The organism is Neptunomonas sp. XY-337 (genome assembly GCF_004959845.1).
Lineage (GTDB): Bacteria > Pseudomonadota > Gammaproteobacteria > Pseudomonadales > Balneatricaceae > Neptunomonas > Neptunomonas marina.
Window position 1 is genome coordinate 151,493 of the sequence record NZ_SPLL01000006.1, and the last position, 24,313, is coordinate 175,805.

23 protein-coding genes are annotated in these 24,313 nt (G+C 50.2%); 7 read left to right on the forward strand and 16 right to left on the reverse strand.

The window, feature by feature from the left end; all coding sequences use genetic code 11:
* Positions 1–720, reverse strand: coding sequence for an SIMPL domain-containing protein (locus E4L36_RS14110; protein WP_136681132.1), 720 nt, complete (start codon positions 718–720; stop codon positions 1–3).
* 184 nt (positions 721–904) lie between these two features.
* On the opposite strand from E4L36_RS14110, the gene E4L36_RS14115 reads away from it, so the two are divergent.
* A complete protein-coding gene (locus E4L36_RS14115; protein WP_136681133.1) occupies positions 905–1,411 on the forward strand; it encodes a MerR family transcriptional regulator in 507 nt (168 codons plus the stop codon).
* Positions 1,412–1,466: 55 nt separating this feature from the next.
* Here the strand turns inward: E4L36_RS14115 and E4L36_RS14120 are convergent, their stop codons facing one another.
* Positions 1,467–3,065, reverse strand: a complete 1,599-nt coding sequence (locus E4L36_RS14120) for an isocitrate lyase (RefSeq protein ID WP_136681134.1) — start codon at positions 3,063–3,065, stop codon at positions 1,467–1,469.
* 172 nt (positions 3,066–3,237) lie between these two features.
* Here E4L36_RS14120 and E4L36_RS14125 point away from each other — a divergent pair, with 172 nt between their 5' ends.
* A complete protein-coding gene (locus tag E4L36_RS14125; RefSeq protein WP_136681135.1) occupies positions 3,238–4,170 on the forward strand; it encodes a LysR family transcriptional regulator in 933 nt (310 codons plus the stop codon).
* An 11-nt stretch (positions 4,171–4,181) separates the two neighbouring features.
* Here the strand turns inward: E4L36_RS14125 and E4L36_RS14130 are convergent, their stop codons facing one another.
* On the reverse strand, positions 4,182–5,495 hold the full coding sequence (locus tag E4L36_RS14130; protein ID WP_136681136.1) for a D-serine ammonia-lyase: 1,314 nt from the start codon (positions 5,493–5,495) through the stop codon (positions 4,182–4,184).
* Positions 5,496–5,597: 102 nt separating this feature from the next.
* Here E4L36_RS14130 and E4L36_RS14135 point away from each other — a divergent pair, with 102 nt between their 5' ends.
* Positions 5,598–6,494, forward strand: coding sequence for a LysR substrate-binding domain-containing protein (locus E4L36_RS14135; protein WP_169051549.1), 897 nt, complete (start codon positions 5,598–5,600; stop codon positions 6,492–6,494).
* Here the strand turns inward: E4L36_RS14135 and E4L36_RS14140 are convergent.
* The gene (locus tag E4L36_RS14140) at positions 6,484–6,945 is read right to left on the reverse strand and encodes a heme-binding protein (RefSeq protein ID WP_136681138.1); all 462 of its coding nucleotides are present in this window, start codon (positions 6,943–6,945) and stop codon (positions 6,484–6,486) included. The genes E4L36_RS14135 and E4L36_RS14140 overlap by 11 nt on opposite strands.
* A 126-nt stretch (positions 6,946–7,071) precedes the next feature.
* Between E4L36_RS14140 and E4L36_RS14145 the strand changes: the two genes are divergently transcribed.
* Positions 7,072–8,778, forward strand: a complete 1,707-nt coding sequence (locus E4L36_RS14145; RefSeq protein WP_136681139.1) for an alkaline phosphatase D family protein — start codon at positions 7,072–7,074, stop codon at positions 8,776–8,778.
* A 41-nt stretch (positions 8,779–8,819) separates the two neighbouring features.
* Here E4L36_RS14145 and E4L36_RS14150 read toward each other — a convergent pair whose 3' ends face one another.
* The 10 genes from E4L36_RS14150 to E4L36_RS14195 form a co-directional block, all read right to left on the reverse strand.
* Positions 8,820–9,983, reverse strand: a complete 1,164-nt coding sequence (locus E4L36_RS14150) for a cupin domain-containing protein (protein WP_136681140.1) — start codon at positions 9,981–9,983, stop codon at positions 8,820–8,822.
* Positions 9,980–10,231, reverse strand: a complete 252-nt coding sequence (locus E4L36_RS14155; RefSeq protein WP_127693907.1) for a hypothetical protein — start codon at positions 10,229–10,231, stop codon at positions 9,980–9,982. Before E4L36_RS14155 ends, E4L36_RS14150 begins: the two co-directional genes overlap by 4 nt.
* A 4-nt stretch (positions 10,232–10,235) precedes the next feature.
* Positions 10,236–10,973 carry a tRNA (cytosine(32)/uridine(32)-2'-O)-methyltransferase TrmJ gene (gene trmJ / locus E4L36_RS14160; protein ID WP_136681141.1) on the reverse strand — a complete coding sequence of 246 codons (738 nt, stop codon included), beginning with the start codon at positions 10,971–10,973 and terminating at the stop codon, positions 10,236–10,238.
* 52 nt (positions 10,974–11,025) lie between these two features.
* The gene (locus tag E4L36_RS14165) at positions 11,026–11,862 is read right to left on the reverse strand and encodes an alpha/beta hydrolase (RefSeq protein ID WP_136681142.1); all 837 of its coding nucleotides are present in this window, start codon (positions 11,860–11,862) and stop codon (positions 11,026–11,028) included.
* A 153-nt stretch (positions 11,863–12,015) separates the two neighbouring features.
* Positions 12,016–13,380, reverse strand: coding sequence for an adenylosuccinate lyase (gene purB, locus E4L36_RS14170; RefSeq protein ID WP_136681143.1), 1,365 nt, complete (start codon positions 13,378–13,380; stop codon positions 12,016–12,018).
* Between the two features lie 70 nt (positions 13,381–13,450).
* Entirely contained in the window at positions 13,451–16,219 is a 2,769-nt protein-coding gene (locus tag E4L36_RS14175) for an EAL domain-containing protein (protein ID WP_136681144.1), read from the reverse strand.
* Positions 16,220–16,699 carry a prepilin-type N-terminal cleavage/methylation domain-containing protein gene (locus E4L36_RS14180; protein WP_136681145.1) on the reverse strand — a complete coding sequence of 160 codons (480 nt, stop codon included), beginning with the start codon at positions 16,697–16,699 and terminating at the stop codon, positions 16,220–16,222. It abuts the gene before it with no gap.
* A gap of 97 nt (positions 16,700–16,796) precedes the next feature.
* Positions 16,797–17,459, reverse strand: coding sequence for a high frequency lysogenization protein HflD (gene hflD / locus E4L36_RS14185; RefSeq protein ID WP_136681146.1), 663 nt, complete (start codon positions 17,457–17,459; stop codon positions 16,797–16,799).
* A gap of 2 nt (positions 17,460–17,461) precedes the next feature.
* Positions 17,462–18,565, reverse strand: a complete 1,104-nt coding sequence (gene mnmA, locus E4L36_RS14190; RefSeq protein WP_136681147.1) for a tRNA 2-thiouridine(34) synthase MnmA — start codon at positions 18,563–18,565, stop codon at positions 17,462–17,464.
* A gap of 33 nt (positions 18,566–18,598) precedes the next feature.
* A complete protein-coding gene (locus E4L36_RS14195) occupies positions 18,599–19,039 on the reverse strand; it encodes an NUDIX hydrolase (protein WP_136681148.1) in 441 nt (146 codons plus the stop codon).
* A gap of 94 nt (positions 19,040–19,133) precedes the next feature.
* On the opposite strand from E4L36_RS14195, the gene moaE reads away from it, so the two are divergent.
* Complete coding sequence (gene moaE, locus E4L36_RS14200) at positions 19,134–19,601, forward strand: molybdopterin synthase catalytic subunit MoaE (protein ID WP_136681149.1); 468 nt, start codon at positions 19,134–19,136, stop codon at positions 19,599–19,601.
* Here the strand turns inward: moaE and E4L36_RS14205 are convergent.
* Together E4L36_RS14205 and acnB are read right to left on the reverse strand one after the other, a co-directional pair.
* On the reverse strand, positions 19,598–20,188 hold the full coding sequence (locus E4L36_RS14205; protein ID WP_136681150.1) for an rRNA large subunit pseudouridine synthase E: 591 nt from the start codon (positions 20,186–20,188) through the stop codon (positions 19,598–19,600). The genes moaE and E4L36_RS14205 overlap by 4 nt on opposite strands.
* 133 nt (positions 20,189–20,321) lie before the next feature.
* Positions 20,322–22,922 (reverse strand): bifunctional aconitate hydratase 2/2-methylisocitrate dehydratase, encoded by a 2,601-nt coding sequence (gene acnB / locus E4L36_RS14210; RefSeq protein ID WP_136681250.1) that lies wholly within the window; start codon positions 22,920–22,922, stop codon positions 20,322–20,324.
* 359 nt (positions 22,923–23,281) lie between these two features.
* Here acnB and E4L36_RS14215 point away from each other — a divergent pair, with 359 nt between their 5' ends.
* The gene (locus tag E4L36_RS14215) at positions 23,282–23,794 is read left to right on the forward strand and encodes a hypothetical protein (protein WP_136681151.1); all 513 of its coding nucleotides are present in this window, start codon (positions 23,282–23,284) and stop codon (positions 23,792–23,794) included.
* A 3-nt stretch (positions 23,795–23,797) separates the two neighbouring features.
* Positions 23,798–24,313 (forward strand): hypothetical protein (locus E4L36_RS18000; protein ID WP_240770744.1); only part of this gene is annotated, 516 nt, incomplete at its 3' end.

The following is a 24,313-nucleotide window of genomic DNA, read 5'->3' on the forward strand; positions in this document are numbered from 1 at the left end:
TTAATCTGAGAGGTAATATTCTACGGTAGATACAACGCGCACCTTCTTGATATGAGGGTTATTACTATCGCGAGAATAGATACTAAACTGCCCCTGTGATGCTTTCTTAATTTTGCCAAGCTTGCTTTCAGAATCGGCTGCAAATTTCTGTGCGACTTCGCGCGCTTTGCGCGTTGCCTCTTCGATCATCTCTGGTTTCACTTCGTTCAAGCGGGTAAAGAAATACTCCGTTTGTCCTTCATAGCTGTTGCCAATAAAAACGATACCGCGTTTGCCAAGTGACGAAAGGTTACCCATAACGCTGCGGGCTTTATCAACATTGGTGGAGTAGACTGTAACGGTTTGGAAGGCTGAATAACGATATGTTGCGCCGCTATCACCCCCGTATTGTTGGGCGGATTTGTCGGTGATATTCGGGGCAGCAACCGAAATTTCCTCTGCCGAAATGCCGCTATTAGTCAAATATTCCTTGATCCACTGAGTTTGTCGCTCAACGCGGCTGTACAACTCCGCCAAGTCATTGCTAGCGACATTAAACTGGATCGGCCATAGCACAATGTCAGCCTTGTACTCCCGCTCCGATAGTCCTTTAACCGTTACGCTGCGGTCAAATGCTTTGTAGCGCGAAGCGGCCTCCGTTAAAAAGTAGCCGAGTGTGCTTAAGCCTAAGATTAGTGAAATACCCAAAATGAGTGCGCTACTGCGGTTAAGAGATGACATAAATGCTCCTTGGTGATGACAACCTCTATAAGTGACTAAGGGTAGAGGATGTTTCCCTAAAATTGTTCAGTTTTTCTTTGTTAAGAGAGAGGTCAGTGGCTTCGTTCAGCTACTTGGATAAAAGCGCTTGACCTGTCTACTGGGCTAGAGTTGATGATTGCTGCGCTACCAAGAGGAGAGAGTTATGTTAACGATTGCCAAGTTGGCAAAGCGGTGTGGTGTTTCGCGCACGACTATTTTGCATTATGAGAAGGAGGGGGTGTTGTTACCGGCATTACGCACGTCAAATGGCTATCGTTGGTACGGTGATCGAGAGGTTGAGCGCTTGCAGCAGATCAAAGCTTATCGCTCATACGGTTTGCCGCTGCGGACAATCTCTTCCCTCTTGAGCCATTCAGAGCTACAAGCCGAACTCTTGAAAAGGCACTTCTACGAGCTAGAAGGTGAAATTACGCGCCTACGTCGCCAACAAGAAGGCATTGTGGCGTTACTCAATGATCCAAATTTAATAGGAGATAAAAGCGTGACAAAAAAACGCTGGGTTGAAATTATGACGGCAGCTGGGTTCAGCGAAGAGGATATGACCAAGTGGCACCAGACGTTCGAAACCCTTGAGCCTGAAGAGCATCAAAAGTTTCTGGTATCTCTCGGTATCGGTGCTGAAGAGATAGCGAAAATCAGAGCCGTATAGTAGGAAAAGAAAAGGGCGCTTGCGCGCCCTCGTCTTGCCATATCACCTAACGCGATTAACCGAACTGGTTCATCGTGTTGTCTTCACCAGCCGCTTTCAGTGCAGCGTCGCCAGAGAAGTATTCTTTGTGATCATCACCCATGTCAGAGCCGGCCATGTTTTGGTGTTTAACACACGCAATGCCTTGGCGGATCTCTTTACGCTGTACGCCAGCCACGTAGCCCAGCATACCTTGATCACCGAAGTACTCTTTTGCAAGGTTGTCAGTAGACAGCGCTGCAGTGTGGTACGTTGGTAGCGTGATCAAGTGGTGGAAGATACCCGCTTCACGCGCAGCGTCTGCTTGGAACGTACGGATCTTCTCATCTGCTTGTGTCGCCAGTTCGGTTGCGTCGTACTCAGCGCTCATTAGGTTAGCGCGGTCGTATGCAGACACGTCTTGGCCCGCTTCAGCCATCGCATCAAACACTTGCTGACGGAAGTTCAGCGTCCAGTTGAATGATGGCGAGTTGTTGTACACCAGCTTCGCATTCGGTACCACTTCACGGATACGGTTAACCATGCCCGCGATTTGGCCGACGTGTGGCTTCTCAGTCTCGATCCACAGCAGGTCAGCACCGTTCTGCAATGATGTGATGCAGTCTAGGACAACACGGTCTTCGCCTGTGCCTGCACGGAACTGGAACAGGTTAGATGGCAGACGCTTAGGCTTCAGTAGTTGGCCGTTTGCTTTGATCACTACGTCACCGTTTGCGATATCGTCAGGGCCGTTAACCACGTCACCGTCTAGGAAGCTGTTGTACTGATCGCCCAGGTCGCCTGGCTCGTTTGTTACCGCGATCTGCTTCGTCAGGCCAGCACCCAAAGAGTCGGTACGTGCTACGATCACACCGTCATCAACACCCAGCTCAAGGAACGCGTAACGTACGGCACGGATCTTCGATAGGAAGTCTTCGTGCGGCACCGTCACTTTACCGTCTTGGTGGCCACATTGCTTCTCGTCAGATACTTGGTTCTCGATCTGGATACAGCATGCACCCGCTTCGATCATCTTCTTCGCCAGCAAGTAGGTGGCTTCTTCGTTACCGAAACCAGCATCGATATCCGCGATGATTGGCACGATGTGCGTTTGGTGGTTATCGATCTTGCTCTGAACGTCCGCTTCTTTTGCGGCATCACCGGCTTTACGTGCTGCGTCTAGCTCACGGAACAGACCGCCCAGCTCACGCGCATCTGCTTGGCGCAAGAAGGTGTAAAGCTCTTCGATCAAGGAAGCAACCGACGTTTTCTCGTGCATAGACTGGTCAGGCAGTGGGCCAAACTCAGAGCGCAATGCAGCAACCATCCAGCCAGACAGGTACAAGTAACGGCGATCTGTGCTGTTGAAGTGCTTCTTAATAGAGATCAGCTTCTGTTGGCCGATGAAACCGTGCCAGCAACCCAAAGACTGCGTGTATTGGGAAGGATCGTTGTCGTAACGCTCCATATCTTTACGCATGATCGCTGCTGTGTATTTAGCGATGTCCAAACCCGTTTTGAATTTGTTCTGAGCACGCATACGAGCCGCGTATTCTGGGTTGATCGCATCCCACGCAGCGCCTTGAGCGCCTTTAAGTGTCGCGATTGCGTCGATATCTTTAGTTAGTGTAGACATGGTGTGTGTCCTTCCTATTTATATTTAATTATTCTGTTTGTTATTAAGCAAAGTACCCTTAGCAGATGGATTTCATGTTACGGATAAAGCTCACATAATAGAAATAAATGGTGTTTATTTTAAATATTCATGATATGAATGTTTGTGTTAACTAATTGAATTAGAAAGAATAATGGAACTGTCACGCGTTGATTTAAATTTGTTGGTTTATCTAGATGTGCTCTTGCGAGAGCGTAATGTCACACGTGCAGCCAGCGCGTTGGGTATTACTCAGCCTGCGATGAGCAACGGGTTGCGTCGCCTTCGGGAGACATTTGATGATCCTTTGTTAGTGCGCACCGGAGATGGCATGTCGCCAACAGAGAGAGCATTAACGCTACAACCGCAGCTACGAACGATCTTGGCCTCTATCGAGCAAGTCGTTGAGCCAACTGAGTTCGATGCGGCGTCGAGCAGTCGTGTATTCCGCATAATGACCAGCGATTATGGTGAATCGACACTGATACCACTGTTGTTAGCGGTCATCGCTGAGCAAGCGCCTGATGTGATTCTAGATGTGCTCACCCCCAGTGATATGAGCTTTTCGGAGGTGGAGCAGGGTCATGTTGATCTAGTGATTAACCGTTTTGACGAAATGCCGCAGGCTTTCCATCAAGCAACGCTATGGCACGATACCTTCTCCTGTTTGGTCAGTACCGATAACCCGATTGCGGATGCGTTCACGCTGGAGAACTATCTAGCAGGGAAGCATGTATGGGTTAACAAGACGGGCATGGGCGCAAGTATGGGGATTACGCCGAAAGATACCAACCGGCTAGGTTGGGTAGACGAGGCACTTAAACGTATCGGTCATCAGCGCAACATCTCTGTATTTACGCGCCATTACCAATCGGCATTGAAAATGGCGGAACAGCAGCACCTCATCGTCACAATACCCACACGGGCTGCGCTGAGTCAGATGGATAACCCAAAGTTAGTAGTGCATAAGCCGCCGTTTGAAGTGCCACCTTTTGAGTTAAAAATGGCATGGAGCCCGCTGCTACAGCATAACCGGGCCCATCAGTGGTTACGCCGCATTGCGCTGGATGTTGCGCACCACTCATAGATGGTCCTTATTTATGAGGAGAGCTGTTGTGCCGTATTGAGGTACGCCTGATACTCTTCGGGTGGGACAAATGAGCCGCCGGTCAGCCAACAGATATGTGTTGCGTTATCTTTGTATGCCGTCAAACCGTGTGCCTTTTGATAGTGTTGGCCAAGTGGCGAGTCTAACCACGTTGGGCCGAAGTAGCTGATCGCTGCCGATGGTTCTACTTCAATATTTGCGCCAATTTTTAGCCGCAATAAAGCGCTAAAGAGGCTCTTATCTGACGCGGTGTAGACGCCTGATAGCAGGTCTCGGGTGGCATCACAGACCCACTGCGAAGCGGTGCCAACGGCTAAGCCATCAGCTTCTGTCAATCCATCTAAGCCTGCATCATAAACAGACTGCACAGGTTGCGCAGGTGTTGTTGCCATACCCGTTAGCATACAGGGCGCAGCGGTTGGTTCCGCGAAGAAACAGTGAACATGAGCGCCGAAAATCGATTTCAAGCCATACATTATCCCACCGGGTGCACCACCGACGCCTGCTGGGAGGTAAACGAATAGAGGGTGTTGCTGGTTCACGGTGATGCGATTGGCTTCAAGCTGCTTTGCTAAACGACGCGCGGCAACGGCATATCCCATAAATAGGTGTGTGGAGCGCTCATCATCAACAAAGTAGCCCTTGGGATCTGCTGTGCTTGCTTTGCGTCCCGCCTCAACTGCGGCGCCATAGTCTCCGCTGTGTTCGACGACGATAACACCGCGCTCGCGCAGGCGAGTCTTCTTCCATTCTTTCGCATCGGCTGACATATGCACGACGGTTTTGAATCCGAGTGCTGCGCCGATAATACCAATGCTGAGTCCCAAGTTGCCGGTGCTGCCGACTGTTATGGTGTAATCAGCGAAGATGTGGCGTGCTGAATCTGTGGCAAGATGAAGGCAGTTGTTATCTGAATCGCCAAGTAAGTTGTGTTTTTTGGCAACGTGCTCTGCAAACCAGAGTACTTCATGAATGCCGCCGCGGGCCTTGATGGAACCTGCAACAGGCAGTAGATGGTCGCCTTTAAACCAGAGTTGGGCCTCTTTGAGGTTGAGTTCTTCAGCTAGCGCTGAACCGCTCAATAGAGGAGATTCGATAATGCCTGCACTAGGTTCAAGCTCGGGGAATATGTGTGCCAGCAAAGGCGCAAAAAGGGCAAGGCGTGCCTCGGCCGCATCAAGCTCCGCTGGATCAGGGGTGAGGGGGGCGCTTTCGGTATCTTCATAGTAACTGTTTAGCCAAAGTAAAGGATGCTGCTGTTGTAAAGCCTGCAATTGGTTTTGGCTCAGCGTGGATGCCGACATAATTGTGCTCCATATAGATGAATGCATATATTCTCGGTAAGCCAAAGCACAAGCTCAAGTGATATATTCTTAACACGTTTTAGTTTTTCTAAAAGGTTAGCCATGAAGGTAACAGCTCGTATTTTATCTAGCTTGCCCTATTTTGAAGCGGTTGGGCGTTTGGGTAGTGTGTCTCAGGCAGCGATGGAGCTGTGCGTGACGCCCGGTGCCGTTAGCCAGCAAATACGCAAGTTAGAGGGGCAGTTGGATACCGCTTTGTTTAGGCGCAGCGGGCAACGTTTGGTGCTTAGCGAAGCCGGTCGAGCTTTCTTGCTGAGTGTACAAGGTGGCTTCACCGAAATTGAACGAGGATGCACCCAATTGCAGGCGCTTAATCATGCTGTGCCGGTTAGACTGCGTGCGACACCCTCATTCGCATATAAATACCTCATTCCCAAACTAGCCCTGTTTCATGAGCAGTATCCCGATATCGCTGTTGAAACCCATGCGGATACATCGCTGCATCTTGAAAGCGGGCGTCCGTATGATTTAGCGATCGACTACTGCTTGTTGGAGCAAGCGCCTAACAGCGGTACGTTACTGTTTGAGGAGAAGCTGATTCCGGTTGCCAGCCCACATTACTTTGCCCAGTTGCCAGACCAAGAGGCGTTTTGGCGCAGCGCGGCGCTGCTACATGATGGAGAGCCGTGGCAGCATGCGTCTCGAGATGCTGAGTGGGCCTTTTGGCTGCAGCGTCACGGTATCAGTGAGGTAAGCGCCAGTTCTGGCCACTATTTTAATCGATCCGATATGGCACTGGCTGCTGCCGTTGCCGGTTTAGGTGTGGCATTGGCGCGTCAGTCGTTGGTTCAGGAGGAGTTGGCGCAAGGCTCGCTGATAACCCTAGCGAAGCCAGTATCTGCGCCATGTGGATATTACTTGCTAGAAGCAGGAAGAGCGGCGACGAAGCCGCACGCTCTCGCGTTGGCATCTTGGCTACAAGAGACAGCTATTGCATAGCGGCAACGGCGGCTTTCGCACACTCTTGATCATGCAGTGTTAGACCGCCTGCAACACCTACCGCCCCGATTAACGTCCCGTCAGGCGCTGTGATTGGTTCACCACCGGCAATAGGAAGTAAGCCAGGGAATTGATTAAATTCTGGTTTCTTTTTCACAATCTCAGCGACTCGGCTGGTAGATGAGCCCCATGCCAGTGCTGTTTGCGCTTTCAGTTCGGCACCCGTGGATGCTGCACTGAGTGCGTTATCCATACGTAATGAGCTCACCGTATTTGCCCCGCGATCAATGATGGTGATCGCCAGGTTCCAACCATTCTTTTCCGCCATCTTATAGCAGCCTTGTAAGCCGTTTAGAGCGTCCGCCGTTGTTAAAAATGGGCGTGATTCCGCATACGAATGGCTTGTTGTCATCAGCAGTAAAGCCAGTGTGCTAGATGTTAGAAAACGCATAGTTTATTCCTTGATAAAAAGTTAAAACGTAAGTCGAGTATCTTGACCTTTAAGACATCAAAATGCCACTGCGTTGCAACATTACTGCTTTAGTGTTCCGGTTTTATCTTTCTAAGGTTGGAGCTCATGAAGCATATTTCACGCCGCGAGTTTGTTCGTTTATCTGCGTTAGGTATCGGCGCCGCTGTTGTGTCGACTGGGTTAGCTGGTTGCGGCAGTAGCCATGGCAAAATTGCGGTTAGTTTTTCGAATGGTGTTGCTAGTGGAGATCCGCTACAAGACCGTGTGATTATTTGGACCCGAGCCATCCCCGAGGACTTGGCGTCCGTTGAGGTATCTTGGGAAGTCGCTACAGATCGTGAGTTTGCGAACTTAGTACACACGGGTGTCACACAAACGGATGCAAGCCGTGATCACACGGTTAAAGTGGATGTGCAAAACCTAGTGGCCGAAACTGTTTATTACTATCGCTTCCGTGCCAACGACAATACCTCTACAGTCGGCCGCATGAAGACCCTAGCGAACGGCCCCCTAGCCAGTGCTAAGCTCGCGGTGGTCTCCTGTTCCAACTATCCTGCCGGATTTTTTCATGTCTATCGTGAAGTTGCCAAGCGTGACGATCTAGATGCTGTATTGCATCTGGGTGATTACTTGTATGAGTATGAGATGGGCGGTTACGCGACAGAGGACGCAGTGGCTCTTGGCCGCACGTTAGCGGCGGATAACGCAGGAGAGCTGCTTACCTTAACCGATTACCGACGCCGTTATGCGCTCTACCGAAGTGATCCTGATTTACAAACGTTACATGCAAAGCTGCCTTTGATCGCGGTGTGGGATGATCACGAGGTGAAGAACGACACATGGCGTGATGGTGCTGAGAATCATACCGAAGCGACGGAAGGGCCTTTTAGCGAACGCCGGATGGCAGCGCTGCAGGCTTACTTCGAATGGCTGCCAATCCGCCCCGCCGTGGCAGGTGACAACGAGACGATCTATCGACACTTCCGCTTCGGTGATCTGGCAGATCTCTATATGCTTGATACACGTGTGATTGCCCGTGATGAACAACTGGCGATGGCGAGTTATCTTGATCCTGCGACCGGTACGTTCGATGCTGCTCGGTTTGCAGCGGATATCGCCGACCAGAATCGCAATTTACTGGGAGCCGAGCAGATGCTGTGGTTGCAGCAGATGATGACGGTATCCCAAGGCAAGTGGCAGGTGCTAGGCCAGCAGGTACTGATGGGGCGTATGCTAATACCCGCTGAAATGCTGCAAAATCCGGCGTCAGTGGCTGAACTTGTGGCTATTCAACAGCGTATCGACGGCGGTGATGACAGTGTAACTGAACAGGAACGCAGCCGCGTAGAAACTAAGATTCCCTACAATTTAGATGCGTGGGATGGCTATGCTTACGAGCGAGAAGTTATTCTTGGTTTGGCAAAAGCGCTAGATAAAAACTTGATTGTGCTGGCGGGGGATACTCACAACGCATGGGCGAATAACCTCAAAACGTTGGCAGGTGATCAAGTCGGCGTTGAGTTTGCAACGGCCTCGGTGAGTTCGCCGGGTCTTGAGAGTTACTTAGGGCTGGATTCATTGCCGGCAGTTTTGCAAAGTGAATATAGCTTTGGACTGCTGATCGATGATCTAGCGTACTGTAACCTCAATCAACGCGGTTATATGGTACTTGAGATGGCGCAGGAGGAGGCGCGCGCAGATTGGCACTTTGTGAACACCATTAAAGCACCCACTTACATCGAAGACAGTGGACGCCACAAAGCGCTTAAAGTCCGCTCAGGGCACGAGTATCGCTACATAGAAGCTGTTTAAAGATCTACTTGCAGCGGTCTGGGTTGGCCGCTGCGTTCTGTTTATTCTTCTATATAGACTGCATCAGCTGCTTGCAGCGCACAGAGTGTCGCAAAGGCTTCTGCGGTGGAGGCGTCTTTAATGCTAACGGCGGGTTGATCGGTTAGCGCTTTAACAAAACTCATCTGGCGAGCTGATACCTCGCACGCCTTACCGTCGACGAATAGCATAATGCTTTTATCGTCACGAATACGGTAAGCAAAGCGGACACCTTCATTGCGATACACCAAGCCGCCGCTCATCAGATAGCCCTCCATCTCGGCGATGGACAGTTGCTCTGATTCTGGCAGTGGCATGCTGTTCTCTGGGTATTTAGGTTCCGTCATGTACTGGCCAAACCAGTCCTCTAGTACACCCGGCTCGTTGATATAGTCCAGCATAATTTGGCGGACTTTATCGAACGCTTCGTTGCGAATCTCGCTCGGGCTGTCTTGTGGTGTGAGGTCTGCATCGCTGTAGCGAATCTCACTTTTCAGGTGCTCACCTAAATGGTCGGTAAACTGGCGCAAAAGATCGGCGTGGGAAGGTGCTCTGAAGCCGACGGAGTAGGTCATGCAGTCGTCCGATTCGGCAACACCATTATGTCCGACACGTGGCGGTAAGTAGAGCATATCACCCGGGTTGAGGACAAAGCTTTCTTGAGCTTGCCACTCAGGTAGGATCATGACCGGCGTATCGTCGCGCCGTGGTGAATCTTCACCGTAGATGCCACCATACTCCCAGCGGCGTTGGCCACTGGCTTGAATCAGAAAGACATCGTAATTGTCGTAGTGAGGGCCGACACCGCCGCCTTGGGCAGCATAGCTGATCATCAGATCATCGATGCGCCAGCTTGGTATGAAGCGGAAGCGTTCTAGCAATGCGTTCGCATCGGGCACCCAGTGATCGACCGCTTGCACTAATAAGGTCCAGTGGCCGGCCGGCAGCTTACTTAAATCCTCCTCAGAGAAGGGGCCGTGTTGAAGCTGCCATTGCTCCCCGTTGGCATCTTGGCTGATAAGACGTGATTCGACCATCGCTTCGCACGCAAGGCCTGCGAGTGTGTCCGCATCAACAGGCGGCTCAAAATCAGGAAATGCATTACGAATCAGCAGTGGCTTTTTCTGCCAGTAATCGCGCAGAAACTCTTCTGCGCTCATATCGCCAAGGGGAGCTATATCGTTCATCGTTTTAGTAGTTCTACCAGTTCAAGTGCGGCATTTTCTAGTTCATCCATCACTTTACGCTTGTCGCGAGCAGCGAGCGCAGCGATACGATTGTTACCTAGCACTTTAGCGCATTTTTGGATTTTTAGGGCACACTCCTGAATACCACCAAGGTTGGTTTCATATGCATTCATCTCGGCAGCGACAGTCTCCAGACCGGCTTGTAGGCGAGCAGCATCTTCTTTCAGGTTATCTAGCGTGGTGTGCATTCGGTTAATCCTTCTTGTCATTTTTTGATAGTTTATCAACGGTTTCCTGAACAGAAGTCAGAATACCGCGGAGCATACCGAGCTCGGCCTTCTCTGGGCGAGTGCGGTTAAAGTAGCGCTTGAGTTTCGTCATAGCACGGCCCTCATGTTGAGGGATAATAAAGTTCGTCGTTCTTAGCACGGTTTCTAGATGCTCGTAGAACAACTCCATTTCATTTTGGCGTGGATATTCAGAGACCTCGTGTTTTAGATCAGGTTCCTGAGCGGCCATCCAGATTTCATAACACAGCAGCTGTATTGCTTGTGCGACATTAAGTACTGGGTACTCTGGGTTTGCTGAAATGTAGGTGTGGAAATTACACAACTGCAATTCTTCGTTCAATAATCCCATAGTTTCACGGCCAAAGACGATCGCTACTTCGCCTGAAACCGCTTCTGAAACCACCTTGGTACCGCAGCTACGGGCATCTAGCATCGGCAGGTCAAAGGTGCGGCTGCGAGCACTGGTGCCGATAACGAGCTGGCAATCGCCAATCGCCTCTTCTAATGTTCCGACAACATGCGCGCTGTCGAGCAGGTCTTTGGCCCCTGCTGCTCGGGAGTCGGCTTCTTCGCTGGGGAATACTTGCGGATCAACTAGCCAAAGCTGCGAGAGCCCCATGTTTTTCATCGCACGCGCTGCAGCGCCGATGTTTCCGGGGTGGAAGGTGTTGATTAAAACGATTCGAACATTACTTAACATATGACAACGGGCCTTATCAGTTTGCGCGCTATTATAGGCCAGAGGTGAGGTGTCACAAACCCTCAACGAAGCGATTTAGGTCGTAAATAAAACGCTCGCGATGCCATAGGTGGGGAGAGTGGTCTGCATTTTCGTACACGGTGAGTTTGGCGTGTGGTATCTGCGACAAAACCCACTGCTGAAGCGCTTGGCTGTAGAACTGACTTTGATCCCCATAAACAAGTAAGGTAGGAATGGAGATGGCACCCAGTACGTCACGGTAGTCTTGTTGTGTGATGTCCCTCCAACATGCGGTAAGAAGCGCAGCTGGCAGCGTTTGGTAGTGTTCGCGCATCTGCTGAAAACCGCGCGAGTTATTGAGATAGTTATCGCGCGAGCGCTCGTTATAGCCGAATGCAATGAGCTCAAGTACGCCTTCTGGAAAGTCCGCTTGTAAACGGCTGAGAAAGCGCTCGTTATGCTGTTCGGTGAAGGCTCCGTAGACGCCATGCTGCCAGTTGTCGTTGGTCACGAGTTTGGGTGATTGATCCAGAATACATAGGCCGCTCAAACGCGCTTCACCGTGGCGACGAATGTACTCCCACGCGGTTAGTGCACCCATTGAATGGCCGATGAGAACCGCATCTGTGATCTCTAGGTGTGCTAGCAACTCGGCAAGATCATCTGCCATGGCCGCGATCGACATGTCGATTGAATCATCATAATTATGTGCACCGTGCCCGCGGGCGTCCCAGCAAACAACGCGGTGGTGATCTGATAGCTCAGAAGCAAAGGGTAACCACTCTCTGACGCTAGCGGTCCAGCCATGCAAAAAAATCAGCGTCTGAGCGCCGGTTCCCAACGAAATGTAGTGAATTGTTGCTCGGCCTGCGGGGGTAAAAGTTTCCATCTCGCCACTCGTCAATTAGTTATGGCTAATAGTATAACGAGCGTGTCTGGTGGAAGGGCAGGTAAAGTGCTGCGACGATAGTCGCACAACGGAATCTTAGGTGGATAATAAAAAACGGGGCACGTTGGCCCCGTCTTGTAGAAGATACTTGCGTTAAATCTTCTCTGCTTGAGCAACCGCATTACCGATGTAGTTGTGCGGTGTCAGCGCTTTGAGCTCAGCTTTGGCTTCTTCTGGCAGTTCTAGCGTATCAACGAATGCGAGAATCGTCTCTTTGTTCATTGTTTGGCCACGCGTGAGTGCCTTGAGTTTCTCGTATGGTTCTTCGATGGCGTAGCGGCGCATCACTGTTTGGATCGGCTCCGCTAGCACTTCCCATGCGTTTTCAAGGTCTTCATCAAGACGTGCAGCGTTAAGCTCAAGCTTGCTGATGCCTTTCAGAGTCGATTGGTAAGCGATGAGGCTATAACCGAAACCCACACCCATGTTACGCAGCACGGTGGAGTCTGTTAGGTCGCGCTGCCAGCGAGAGATCGGCAGCTTCGCAGCTAAGTGCTGCATCACAGCATTCGCGATACCCAAGTTACCTTCGGAGTTCTCAAAGTCGATTGGGTTAACTTTGTGTGGCATCGTTGAAGAGCCCACTTCGCCAGCAATGGTTTTTTGCTTGAAGTAAGCTTGAGAGATATAACCCCAAACATCGCGGTCGAAATCGATCAGGATGGTGTTGAAGCGGCAAACCGCGTCAAACAGCTCGGCGATGTAGTCATGTGGTTCGATCTGCGTGGTGTAAGGGTTCCAGCTTAGACCTAGACCTTCAATGAAGCTTTGCGCGTTAGCTTCCCAGTTAATTGCAGGGTAAGCCGATAGGTGTGCGTTGTAGTTGCCGACCGCACCGTTGATTTTGCCTAGGTACTCAATCGCTTCAATCTGCTTAATCTGGCGTTGCAAGCGGTAGGCAACATTGGCCATCTCTTTACCAACAGTTGTTGGTGATGCCGTTTGGCCGTGTGTGCGCGATAGCATCGGTTGTGCAGCGTAGTCACGGCCCATCTGAGCGATAGCATCGGCAATGCTTTGCATCACCGGTAGCATGGTTGCTACACCATCTTTTAGCATGAGTGCGTGAGAGAGGTTGTTAATATCCTCAGACGTGCAGGCAAAGTGAACAAACTCATTTACAGCTGCCAGCTCGGCGTTACCTTGGATCTTCTCTTTGATCAGGTACTCAACCGCTTTCACATCATGGTTCGTGGTGCGCTCGATCTCTTTGACGCGCTCTGCATCTGCAAGGCTAAATTCGTCAACAATACCGTTTAATAGTGCGTTAGCTTCGGCACTCAGTGCGGGTACTTCTGAGATCTCGGCGTGAGCAGCGAGCTGCTGCAGCCAACGAATCTCAACTAAAACACGGTTACGAATAAGTCCAAATTCACTGAAGATCGGGCGTAGGTCAGCGGTTTTGCTGGCATAACGTCCATCTACCGGGGATACGGCAGTGAGGGCAGAAAGCTCCATGAAGTGTCTCGCTGTAGCTGATAATTGAAAGCGCGTGATTATACCTGCTTCGCTGGTATAAATCTGCACTTTACTCGGTATCTGTTGTTAACAGCCTTTGCTCGGCTTGCAGTAGCGTTGTAACTCTGTCTAGCGAGAGCGGTTTGCTGTACAGATAGCCCTGAATTTCGTCGCAGGCTGCTTGTTCAAGGAAGCGCTGCTCAACCTCGGTTTCTACTCCCTCGGCTGTCACACTCAATCCTAAGTTATGCGCGAGCTGTATGATGCTACGAATGACGCCTTTGTGTTTATCGCCTTGCTTAATTCGGGAGATAAACGAGCGGTCTATCTTCAACCGGTCAACCGGTAATGCGGTGATATAGGACAGCGATGAGAACCCGGTGCCGAAATCATCGACAGCAACGCTGATCCCTAGCGCACGCAGTTGCTTTAACGTCTCGATTACTTTGTCTGAGCTGTCCATGAACACCCCCTCGGTGATTTCGAGCTCGACCTGTGAGGCTAGAATGTTGGCGGTCTTCAGTGCTTCCGCGGTGCGTGCTACAAAGCCTGGGTCAAGCAGTTGAACCGGAGATACGTTGATCGCAACCCGATAGGGAAATGGGCCTTGATCACTCCAGTGCTTAATCTGCTCAAAAGTCCGAACCATCATGCGGTGGCCAAGCTCGAGAATCACGCCAGTCTCTTCCGCAACACGAAACACCTCGTATGGGGAAAGTGGGCCTTTTTTCGGGTGATAAAAGCGTGATAGTGCTTCGAAACCGCTAAGTGATTGAGTGTGCAGATCAAGTTTGGGCTGCAGCACGATGTCAAACTCATCACGTGCGGTTGCATCGTGCAAAATAGCTTCTAGCTCGGTGCGGTACTTCAGCTCTGCATCCAGTGAGTCGCTGTAGACAGTCGCTTGCTCTCTGCCATGCTCCTTAGAGTAGTACATGGCTAGGTCAGCTTTGCGCAGCAGCGCATCGTAGTCGTCACCGTCTTCGGGGTAACTGCTAATGCCGATGCTCGCACCAACGCTGGCACGATAGTTATCGATCATGTAAGGCGACGATATGAACGCAATAACTTCGTTGGCAAAAGCTTGTGCGTTGCTGCCACTCATGTCGGTCACAAAAATTGTAAATTCGTCACCACCAAAGCGTGAGAACGTGGCCGTTGGTGGAACAATTGCTGTGAGCCGAGCTGCAACCTCGCGCAGTAACTTGTCACCGATATGGTGGCCTAAGGTGTCATTAACCCCCTTAAAACGGTCAAGATCGATAAACAGGAGGTGCGCGCGCTCCATCGTCGGGAATATCAGCGCTTCGTTGACGATCGCGCTAAAACTCTTGCGGTTACGCACGCCGGTTAGCTCATCGAAGTTGGCTTGATATTTTAAGGCGCGATCTCGCTGAAGTGCTTCAAGGACGACTCTTACATGGCCCAAAAAGTCGGTTGTTCGGGTGTGATCCGGTGTGAGCTGATGCCCTGCGATCAATACTGCGTTTACTTTAAATCGATTACCGAAATAGTAAGCGCTGTAATCAAGATCTTCAGATACAGTTAGCTGTAGGCTATCCAATAAGGCTTTTGGGTAGCTCAGCTGAGCAGGCCGTCCGGGCAGAATCTCACTATTGAGAGGGCTGAGTAGGCTGTCTCTTTTTAGGTACTCGAGGTGTGTTTGATCTGTAGTGTGGTCGTAATAGGAGACTAAGCAGTCGTTATGTATGTGCTCCCCATTCAGGCAAAGCACTGTTATGTCGGCAGCGCAAATGTCTGGTAAGGCGGCATGCACGGCCTGCAGAAAGCCCTCTAGCTTTTCGGACTTGAGTACAGCGGCGTCTACTGATGAGACTGCCTGGTTAAACTCGAACGCGCCTTTCAGGTTCGAAGACATCAAGTTGAAATGCGTAGCAAGTGCTTCGTACTCATCATCACTTTTAATGACAACTTGGTGATTAAAATTATTCTGCGCAACCTCTTGGGTTCCTCGCATGAGTCGGTTGATCGGACTCAGGCTGCGCCGCACAATTTGTAAAGCTGCTAGCACAACGAGCAGCAGAGTGAGGAGTGCGGCGGCGGTATAGGTATAAGTAAACTTTGTTAGCCGTTGCTCTAATTCGCTAAGAGGCTTACTTGTTACCACAGTCCACTCTGGCACGCCAAACTGATAATCCATAAACAGCGACCACTTAGCCAACATAAGATCACGTTCGGTATCTGTTGTGCTGAAGACCTGCGTGCTCTCTGGAGCTGTTAGGATCGTTTCAATCGCGTTTTGCGATAGTGGTGACGAGGCATGCACTAACGAACGATTCTCATCAAACACATAAAAGTGCTGCGCTCCATCAAGATTGACAGGATCCCATACATAGGCGCTCTTTAAACGGCCGATCGCAACCAACTCCCGCGATAGCGACGACGTAGTGCTCACAATGGATAGCGAGGGCCACGTTGTCGTATTCGATACAAAGAGTTTTTGCTGCTGATTGAGAGCGAGCTGGCTGGCGATAGCAGGGGCTTCGTTTTCGAGCTCGTTGCGCGCCACGATGGTGACGTCGACAAAGTATTCGGCCAAAAATGCATTGAGTGCCGAATTGGGTACTTGGCTGCGCTGGGTTTGTTCTAAATATAGGGCCAAGTAGTCTTGAGCGCGCTTAAGCCGCCCGTGCATTAAAAGGCCAAACTCTGAGCTTTCTTTTACCTGGCTGTCTTGTATCTCATTGATGATTAGGCGCTTCATCTTGTTATATGAGATAGCACCTGCCACGGTCAATGGGATAAATATGGTGACAAGTAACACTGCAAAAAGGCGCTTTGCAACTTTGGTACGTAGAGCGGTAAGTTCCAGTTTCATCTATCTCTCATAGTCCGAGGCTAATCCGATGAAGCCGCCGTTGTTCGCGCGCACAATATCGTCGCGACTATGTTTAGCGGTGAGAGGAGATACCGAGCGCTGATCCTTACCACTGCTATACAGATCATAATCAGTATTTATAGGAACCAGGTTCTTGTTTTTGCGTGCTTTACCTTTGCCTTTTAGGGTTGCTAGAACGGTATAGCGATAGGGTGTATCCCATGGATCAACTAGCATATCGCCAGGTATACCAATCTTGCTTAACGATTCGGGTAGGCGGTTATTCACGATAAAGTACTGATCAATCTTGCCGGCAATAACCGTAATCTCGGAGATGGCAGTTGCTTGATTTACACGCTCGACATAATCCTTATAAGACGGGTAAGCAACCGAGGCTAATATCGCGATAACACCTACCGATATCATGAGTTCGACAAGGCTGAAACCTGCTGAACGTTGACGTTTTATAGCGTTGTTCATCGTAGCCCTACTGCTGATGATGAGCGATCTTTGGTGCTGTGTGAGAGGGAGAGTGTTGCGTATTTGCGATATTGAAACTCACCCCGTTAATCGTCCCTTAACGCTTTAGCTTTCTTAATGATGGACGTAACCGCGACCTGAAGAACAGCAGGTGCCAGCGGCTGCCGCCTACTTGACGCCATAGCATCGCAGCACGGATACCCGCTAGAAGCAGGGATCTAATTCTCGCTGCATTCTCGCTGTTCTGTAAATGACGCGGGTCACCACCTACTTGGATGCGGAAGCTAAAGGTGCTGATCGTCTCTTGGTAGCAGTTAGCGATATTGGCAATCACATTGCTATGAGTGTAGTCCGATGCTGTGATTTCGCGATCGCCAGTGTTTTCGGAGAAGTAGGCGGCTTTACCTTCAATTTCTTGGAGGCGCTGCGCTAGCGTGTTAAGCATGGCGGAATTCGCTGACAGCTTCTTCTCTAGCATGATCATGCTAAGCGCATAGTTTGTGATATTGTTGTTCTTTGGCTCTTTCTTCTCGACCAGATCGTTAAGCAGTTTTAATCCCAGAGAGAGGTTGTAAGGCAGGTCTTGCGGTTCTCCGAAGACGGCTTCCGTTGATGAAGGGCTCATCTGGAAGAGGCTGTAGATACTGGTCTCGAAATTGTGCTGGGGAACCATACCGCGGTTAGCGATCTGATCTACCAGTGCCGCCGCTTGAAACATTCCGGCCAGTGCAATTGTCTGCTCATCATGTGCTCTGGACATGCTTATTTCTCATCCTTTCCTGTCGATTCAATAACGCCGCCGCCTAAACAAACGTCGTCTTGATAGATTACTACTGATTGGCCAGGTGTTACCGCTCGTTGAGGTTCATCGAAAACAAGCATGTACTTACCATCGCTGTTACGCGAAAGCGTACAGTGTTGATCGCTCTGGCGATAGCGTACTTTAGCTGTGCAGCGAAACGGAAGCTCGGGAGTGTTGCCGTTGATCCAGAAAATATCCTCTGCAACGAGCCAGTCAGTGAAGAGCAGGTCGTTTTGTTTCCCTTGCACGGCAATAAGAACATTCCTATCAAGGTCTTTGCCGGCAACAAACCACGGCTCTTCGGGATAATCCTTCAAGCCCCCGATATGTAGCCCTTGGCGTTGGCCGATGGTGTAGTACATTAAACCAGCGTGTTCGCCGATTTCGACTCCGGTGTCTGTTTCAATCTTGCCCGGCTGTGCCGGCAGGTATTGTTGTAAAAAGTCTTTGAAGCGGCGCTCACCAATGAAACAGATACCAGTGCTGTCTTTTTTGTTGTGTGTAACGAGATCATGCTCTTCGGCAAGGCGACGTACCTCGGGTTTTTCCAGCTCTCCGACAGGGAAAAGGGTTCGCGCTAACTCAGCTTCGCCGACTTGGTGTAAAAAGTAGCTCTGGTCTTTGTTGTTATCGAGACCTTTGAGTAACGATGCGCTGCCATCAATATCAGCGCGCCGGACGTAGTGGCCAGTAGCGATAAAATCTGCGCCAAGCTCTAGGGCATATTCTAAGAATGCTTTGAACTTGATCTCTCGGTTGCAGAGAATGTCGGGGTTGGGTGTTCTTCCGGCTTTATACTCTTCAAGGAAGTGTTCGAAAACATTATCCCAGTACTCAGCCGCAAAGTTCGCCTTATGAAGATGTATGCCTAACTTATCGCACACGGCTTGCGCATCGGCAAGGTCATCCAGCGCGGTACAGTACTCTGTGCCATCATCTTCATCCCAGTTTTTCATAAAGAGGCCTTCAACTTGATAACCTTGTTGAAGGAGGAGTAAAGCGGATACGGAAGAATCGACACCGCCGGACATGCCGACAATTACTTTTTGCTGCTGGGTATTCATTTATCTCTCATGATGATGGCTAACAAGCTGCCATTATAGCTGACGAATAAGGTCTAGTGGAAAGCGTCGATTATCCCGATAATCCTCGATACATGCCAGTACCATTGGACTGCGCAGCTGTGCTTCGCGCTCCTTAATCTCTTCGTATGTTAACCAGTGGACGGCAACAATATCGGCGTCTAGTTCGGTGCTGGGGGTAGGGTCTTTAATATCGGCGCAATAACAAACGCGATGATAAGTTGTGCCGTTAGCCGCGGAAGCCGCATAAAGGCCAATAACCCCCGTTAGCTGGACGTTGTAACCTGTTTCTTCTAGCGTTTCTCTGATTGCGCCTTGGTGGATTGTTTCTCCGTCTTCGAGGTGGCCTGCAGGTTGGTTAAAACGGTGCTCACCGTTATCAATCTCCTCGACCATAAGATACTTTTCATTTTGCTCTACAATTACCGCCACTGTGGCGCGTGGTGTCCAGATCATTAACTTCTACCTGAGTCTATTTGTTTCTGTTGAGGATACTGTACGATACTGGCGTAGGGTTAGATTTTAAAATGTGCGGTTGCGGGGGACGTAGGTGTTAGGTTCAGAAGCCGATAGTAGGGTGCTGGTTGATACGAAAGATTTTGATATTGCTGAGTTGCATGGCTGGCTAAAGGCCAATGATGGCGCGCATGGGGCATTGGTGACTTTTACCGGTATGGTGCGTGATTTGACAGACTCCGCCATTGAAAGGCTGTATCTGGAACACTATCCGGGTATGACGGAAAAAGCACTGCACAATATTATTGCTCAAGCCCGCAGCCGCTGGAGCTTGGGGTGTGTTGCTGTTTATCATCGTGTTGGAGCACTGGAGGCGGGTGACAATATCGTATTTGTAGGTGTTTCAAGTGCGCACCGCAAAGAGGCTTTCGACGCAGCTCAGTTTTTGATGGATTATCTGAAACGAGACGCGCCTTTCTGGAAAAAAGAAGTTTCAGCGGAAGGGGAAAACTGGGTTGCGCAAAAAGAGTCAGATATGGAGGCCGCTGAGCGCTGGGATTAGCGTCTGCGTTGCGGCCGTGGATTCCGCGGTTTGTTCGGTTTTGCGATGTTAATCTGCGCTTGTTTTTGTTGCCCGGGTGCTAGGCCGTCCAGCGTCCAACTGCCAATGGCGTAACGGATGAGGCGCAAAGTCGGCAACCCCACGGCCGCGGTCATGCGTCTGACTTGCCTATTTTTACCTTCACTAATTTTAATTTCCAGCCACTGGGTGGGGATGTTTTTACGCTCACGAATCGGAGGCTTGCGCTCCCAAACAGGTGGCTCTGGTATTGCTTTTACGCGCGCTGGGCGTGTTTTTCCATCTTTCAGTTCAACGCCTTTTCTGAGTTTGTCTAACGCTTCTGGAGATACATCTCCTTCAACCTGCACCCAATAGGTTTTTTCTAGCTTAAAACGTGGGTGTGCTAGCTGGTTCTGAAGCGCGCCATCATTGGTCAGAATCAGCAAGCCTTCTGAGTCGTAGTCTAGTCGACCGGCCGCGTAGAAACCCTTGTCAGAGATAAAGTCAGCGAGCGTGCTCCTGCCTTGTTCATCGGTGAATTGGGTCAGGACCTGAAAGGGTTTGTTGAACAGAATAATATTGGACATGAACTCAGTGCTAGTAACGGACTTTGGTGCTGCGGATTATGCCAGAGCGTTGATAGGCCGGAAATGGCGCAGATACAAAAAAGCCCACCATAGGGTGGGCTTTTGTCGCTTTATAAGCGCTTAGGCTGTGAGATTATACTGCAACCGTAGGGATCACTGTTGCTGCTTTGTCCTGATACGTTTTGATCTGGTCAAAGTTCAGGTAGCGGTATACATCATCAGACATTGTGTCTAGCTTCTCTGCGTACTGAAGGTACTCAGCAGGCGTTGGCAGTTTACCTAACAAAGATGCAACAGCTGCAAGCTCAGCGGATGCTAGGTATACGTTTGCACCTGTACCCAGACGGTTAGGGAAGTTACGTGTCGATGTTGAAACAACTGTGCTGTTATCAGCTACACGTGCTTGGTTACCCATACATAGTGAACAACCTGGCATCTCCATACGAGCACCGGCTTTACCGAAGATGTTGTAGTAGCCTTCTTCAGTTAGCTGAGCTGCGTCCATCTTAGTCGGTGGTGCAATCCACATGCGAGTAGGGATTGCTTGGCCCGCTGCGTCTAGCAACTTGCCTGCTGCACGGAAGTGTCCGATGTTTGTCATGCAAGAGCCGATGAATACTTCATCGATCTTGTCGCCAGCAACTTCAGATAGCAGTTTAACGTCATCTGGGTCGTTCGGGCATGCAACGATTGGCTCTTTAACGTCAGCTAGATCGATCTCGATCACGGCTGCGTATTCAGCGTCGGCGTCGCCTTCCATTAGCTCAGGGTTAGCCAACCACGCTTCCATACCTTCGATACGGCGCTCGATTGTACGAACATCGCCGTAACCTTCTGTGATCATCCACTTAAGCATAGTGATGTTCGAGCTCAGGTACTCTTTGATTGGCTCTTCGTTTAGCTTGATAGTACAGCCGGCTGCAGAACGCTCAGCAGATGCGTCAGACAGCTCAAACGCTTGCTCTACTTTCAGGTCAGGCAGGCCTTCGATTTCAAGTACACGACCAGAGAAGATATTCTTCTTGCCAGCTTTCTCTACTGTCAGTAATCCTTGCTGGATTGCGTAGTAAGGGATCGCATTAACCAAATCACGTAGTGTGATACCTGGCTGCATCTTATCGCCTTTGAAGCGAACCAATACTGATTCAGGCATATCCAGTGGCATAACGCCTGTCGCTGCTGCGAAGGCAACCAAACCAGAACCTGCAGGGAAGGAGATACCTAGCGGGAAACGCGTGTGAGAGTCGCCGCCTGTACCTACTGTGTCTGGCAGCAGCATGCGGTTCAACCAAGAGTGGATTACACCGTCACCTGGGCGAAGAGATACGCCACCGCGGTTCATAATGAAATCCGGTAGTGTGTGGTGCGTTTCAACGTCAACTGGTTTTGGATAAGCCGCTGTGTGACAGAAAGACTGCATTGTCAGATCTGCAGAGAAACCTAGGCATGCTAGATCTTTCAGCTCATCACGCGTCATAGGACCTGTTGTGTCCTGAGAACCAACAGTTGTCATCTTAGGCTCGCAGTATGTGCCAGGGCGAACGCCTTCTAGACCACATGCTTTACCAACCATCTTCTGCGCTAGTGAGAAGCCTTTACCTGTGTCAGCAGGTTGCTCTGGCTTCTTGAACAGATCAGATTCGCCAAGGCCAAGTGCTTCACGTGCTTTCGCAGTCAAGCCACGTCCGATGATCAGTGGGATACGGCCGCCCGCGCGCACTTCATCCAGCAATACCTGTGTCTTCAGACCGAACTCGCAAAGTACTTCGCCTGTTTCGTTGTTAACGGCTTTGCCTTCGTATGGGTAAACGTCGATTACGTCGCCCATGTTCATGTTCGAAACGTCCATCTCGATTGGCAGCGCGCCAGCATCTTCCATTGTGTTATAGAAGATTGGAGCAATCTTGCCGCCGAAGCAGAAACCGCCTGCGCGCTTGTTTGGAACGTTAGGGATGTCGTCGCCGAAGAACCACAATACAGAGTTAGTTGCCGACTTACGTGAAGAACCTGTACCTACAACGTCACCTACGTAGGCTACCGGGTGGCCTTTTGCTTTAACCGCTTCGATCTGAGCGATAGGGCCTTTCACGCCTGGTACTTCTGGCTCGATGCCTTCACGGGCCATCTTCAGCATCGCATTAGCGTGCAGTGGGATGTCAGGACGTGTGAATGCGTCTGGTGCAGGTGATAGGTCGTCGGTGTTAGTTTCACCAGGTACTTTAAATACAGTAACCGTGATCTTTTCAGCCAGTTCAGGTTTAGAAGTAAACCATTCGCCGTCAGCCCAAGACTTGATTACTTTTGCAGCGTATTCATTACCTGCATCTGCTTTTTCTTTAACGTCATAGAACGCATCGAACATGAGCAGTGTGTGAGACAGCGCGTTCGCTGCCGTTGGTGCTAGAGCGTCGTTGTCTAGAGCGTCAATCAGAGGCTCGATGTTGTAACCGCCTAGCATCGTGCCTAGCAGTTCAACAGCTTTGACTTGGTCAATCAGCGGGGATTCTGCTTCGCCCTTAGCGACCGCAGCTAGGAAGCCTGCTTTTACATAAGCGGCTTGGTCAACACCAGCAGGTACACGGTTTGTGATCAGGTCAAGAACAAACTCTTCTTCGCCTGCTGGTGGATTTTTCAGAAGTTCGACAAGAGCCGCAGTTTGTTCTGCGTCCAGCGCTTTAGGTGGTACACCTTCTGCGGCGCGTTCTTCTACATGTTTACGATAAGCTTCAAGCACAATTATAGCCCTCATCAGTTATGTCCGTGGCCGTTGCTCTTTAACGTCACCCCTGGCCCACGGTGTGCAGAGATCGTGTCTCATTATTGATATGGCGGTGGGGATTCTAGCTTATAGGTGCTATAAAGTTAAGTTTGTCGACAATCCTAAACCTTAGACTTTGTGCCTAACCTAGTGGTTTTGCTCGTTTTTGCAGTGGGTTTTAGATAGGAAGATGGGCGAGCAATTCTGATTCAGATCAAGTTTTCAAACTCTATTGAAAACTAAAAATTTCCGGTTACATTGCTACAGTATATGATTATTCTGTTGTACGCTCTATTAAGGGAAACTTAAGGAAAGACTTTTTCGGCGGCAGTACTATGCATGAAAGTAGAAGCTTAAAAGACGAAAACTCAGGTAATGAGTCACAAATATGGATGGCCCTGTCTGACTGGGATCTTAACAGTGAGCTGGAAAGCGAGCTTGCGGATAAAATTCAGTCGGCATTTGAATCAGCAGATCAAGACACATTAATCTACAAAGGCTCATTGCCAACATTAAGTCATAGGCAGTATGTTCGTAAAGTGTCTCGAGAGCCCCTAAATCTCACGGCGCATGTGCGACGTTTTTATCTGGCGATGGTCTGTGGCGACAAAGACAACACAGTGGGTGCGCTGATTGATTTGGTAATCATTCTGAGATACCGTGGGCGAGCATTAGTTGAGCGACTGATCAGCGAAGCAGAGCAACTGATCGGGCCAGAAACGACAGAGCAGCTAAAGGAAATAGCTCAAGCCAAATCCGTCAACCGTGTGCTCTCTTTGGATGTATCGCGATCAGTCTTGGTTAACGGTTGTAGCCTTCCTATGGCATACAAAAAAAAGGACGTTTGATTTATGCCGGCGCAGAAAGATTTTAAGCGAGTCCTCTTACTTGGTTTTGAGGGCGCTACGCTGCACACATTGCAGTATTTCTTCTCCTCACACCGCTTCGGTAAGAAGTTCCAAATCGTAGACTCAGTTCCCAAAGCTGATTGGGTGATTTTTAATGCAGATCAGCCGAAACTGAAAGATGAGTTGCGTGACTATTTATACGAGCGTGTGGCTTTACCGGCGGTCGTTGTTTCCATCAAAGAGGTGGCGTGGCTCAACTCGGTAGCATTGCTTAAGCCGTTTTCTGCTTCTGATCTTGAGGCTGCCATTCGCGCGTTGCAAAACAAAGCATCAGATGGACTTTTGCCGTGGGTGGTTGACGCGGAAGCAACGACCAACACCCTGAACGCAGAGCAGGCAGAGCAGGCAGAGCAGGCAGAGCAGGCAGAGCAGGCAGAGCAGGCAGAGCAGGCAGAGCAGGCAGAGCAGGCAGAGCAGGCAGAGCAGGCAGAGCAGGCAGAGCAGGCAGAGCAGGCAGAG

Bases quoted from the DNA above. Each gene is read 5' to 3' on its own strand.
- E4L36_RS14110 (WP_136681132.1), bottom strand. From the start codon at position 720: ATGTCATCTCTTAACCGCAGTAGCGCACTCATTTTGGGTATTTCACTA.
- E4L36_RS14115 (WP_136681133.1), top strand. From the start codon at position 905: ATGTTAACGATTGCCAAGTTGGCAAAGCGGTGTGGTGTTTCGCGCACG.
- E4L36_RS14120 (WP_136681134.1), bottom strand. From the start codon at position 3,065: ATGTCTACACTAACTAAAGATATCGACGCAATCGCGACACTTAAAGGC.
- E4L36_RS14125 (WP_136681135.1), top strand. From the start codon at position 3,238: ATGGAACTGTCACGCGTTGATTTAAATTTGTTGGTTTATCTAGATGTG.
- E4L36_RS14130 (WP_136681136.1), bottom strand. From the start codon at position 5,495: ATGTCGGCATCCACGCTGAGCCAAAACCAATTGCAGGCTTTACAACAG.
- E4L36_RS14135 (WP_169051549.1), top strand. From the start codon at position 5,598: ATGAAGGTAACAGCTCGTATTTTATCTAGCTTGCCCTATTTTGAAGCG.
- E4L36_RS14140 (WP_136681138.1), bottom strand. From the start codon at position 6,945: ATGCGTTTTCTAACATCTAGCACACTGGCTTTACTGCTGATGACAACA.
- E4L36_RS14145 (WP_136681139.1), top strand. From the start codon at position 7,072: ATGAAGCATATTTCACGCCGCGAGTTTGTTCGTTTATCTGCGTTAGGT.
- E4L36_RS14150 (WP_136681140.1), bottom strand. From the start codon at position 9,983: ATGAACGATATAGCTCCCCTTGGCGATATGAGCGCAGAAGAGTTTCTG.
- E4L36_RS14155 (WP_127693907.1), bottom strand. From the start codon at position 10,231: ATGCACACCACGCTAGATAACCTGAAAGAAGATGCTGCTCGCCTACAA.
- trmJ (WP_136681141.1), bottom strand. From the start codon at position 10,973: ATGTTAAGTAATGTTCGAATCGTTTTAATCAACACCTTCCACCCCGGA.
- E4L36_RS14165 (WP_136681142.1), bottom strand. From the start codon at position 11,862: ATGGAAACTTTTACCCCCGCAGGCCGAGCAACAATTCACTACATTTCG.
- purB (WP_136681143.1), bottom strand. From the start codon at position 13,380: ATGGAGCTTTCTGCCCTCACTGCCGTATCCCCGGTAGATGGACGTTAT.
- E4L36_RS14175 (WP_136681144.1), bottom strand. From the start codon at position 16,219: ATGAAACTGGAACTTACCGCTCTACGTACCAAAGTTGCAAAGCGCCTT.
- E4L36_RS14180 (WP_136681145.1), bottom strand. From the start codon at position 16,699: ATGAACAACGCTATAAAACGTCAACGTTCAGCAGGTTTCAGCCTTGTC.
- hflD (WP_136681146.1), bottom strand. From the start codon at position 17,459: ATGTCCAGAGCACATGATGAGCAGACAATTGCACTGGCCGGAATGTTT.
- mnmA (WP_136681147.1), bottom strand. From the start codon at position 18,565: ATGAATACCCAGCAGCAAAAAGTAATTGTCGGCATGTCCGGCGGTGTC.
- E4L36_RS14195 (WP_136681148.1), bottom strand. From the start codon at position 19,039: ATGATCTGGACACCACGCGCCACAGTGGCGGTAATTGTAGAGCAAAAT.
- E4L36_RS14205 (WP_136681150.1), bottom strand. From the start codon at position 20,188: ATGTCCAATATTATTCTGTTCAACAAACCCTTTCAGGTCCTGACCCAA.
- E4L36_RS14215 (WP_136681151.1), top strand. From the start codon at position 23,282: ATGCATGAAAGTAGAAGCTTAAAAGACGAAAACTCAGGTAATGAGTCA.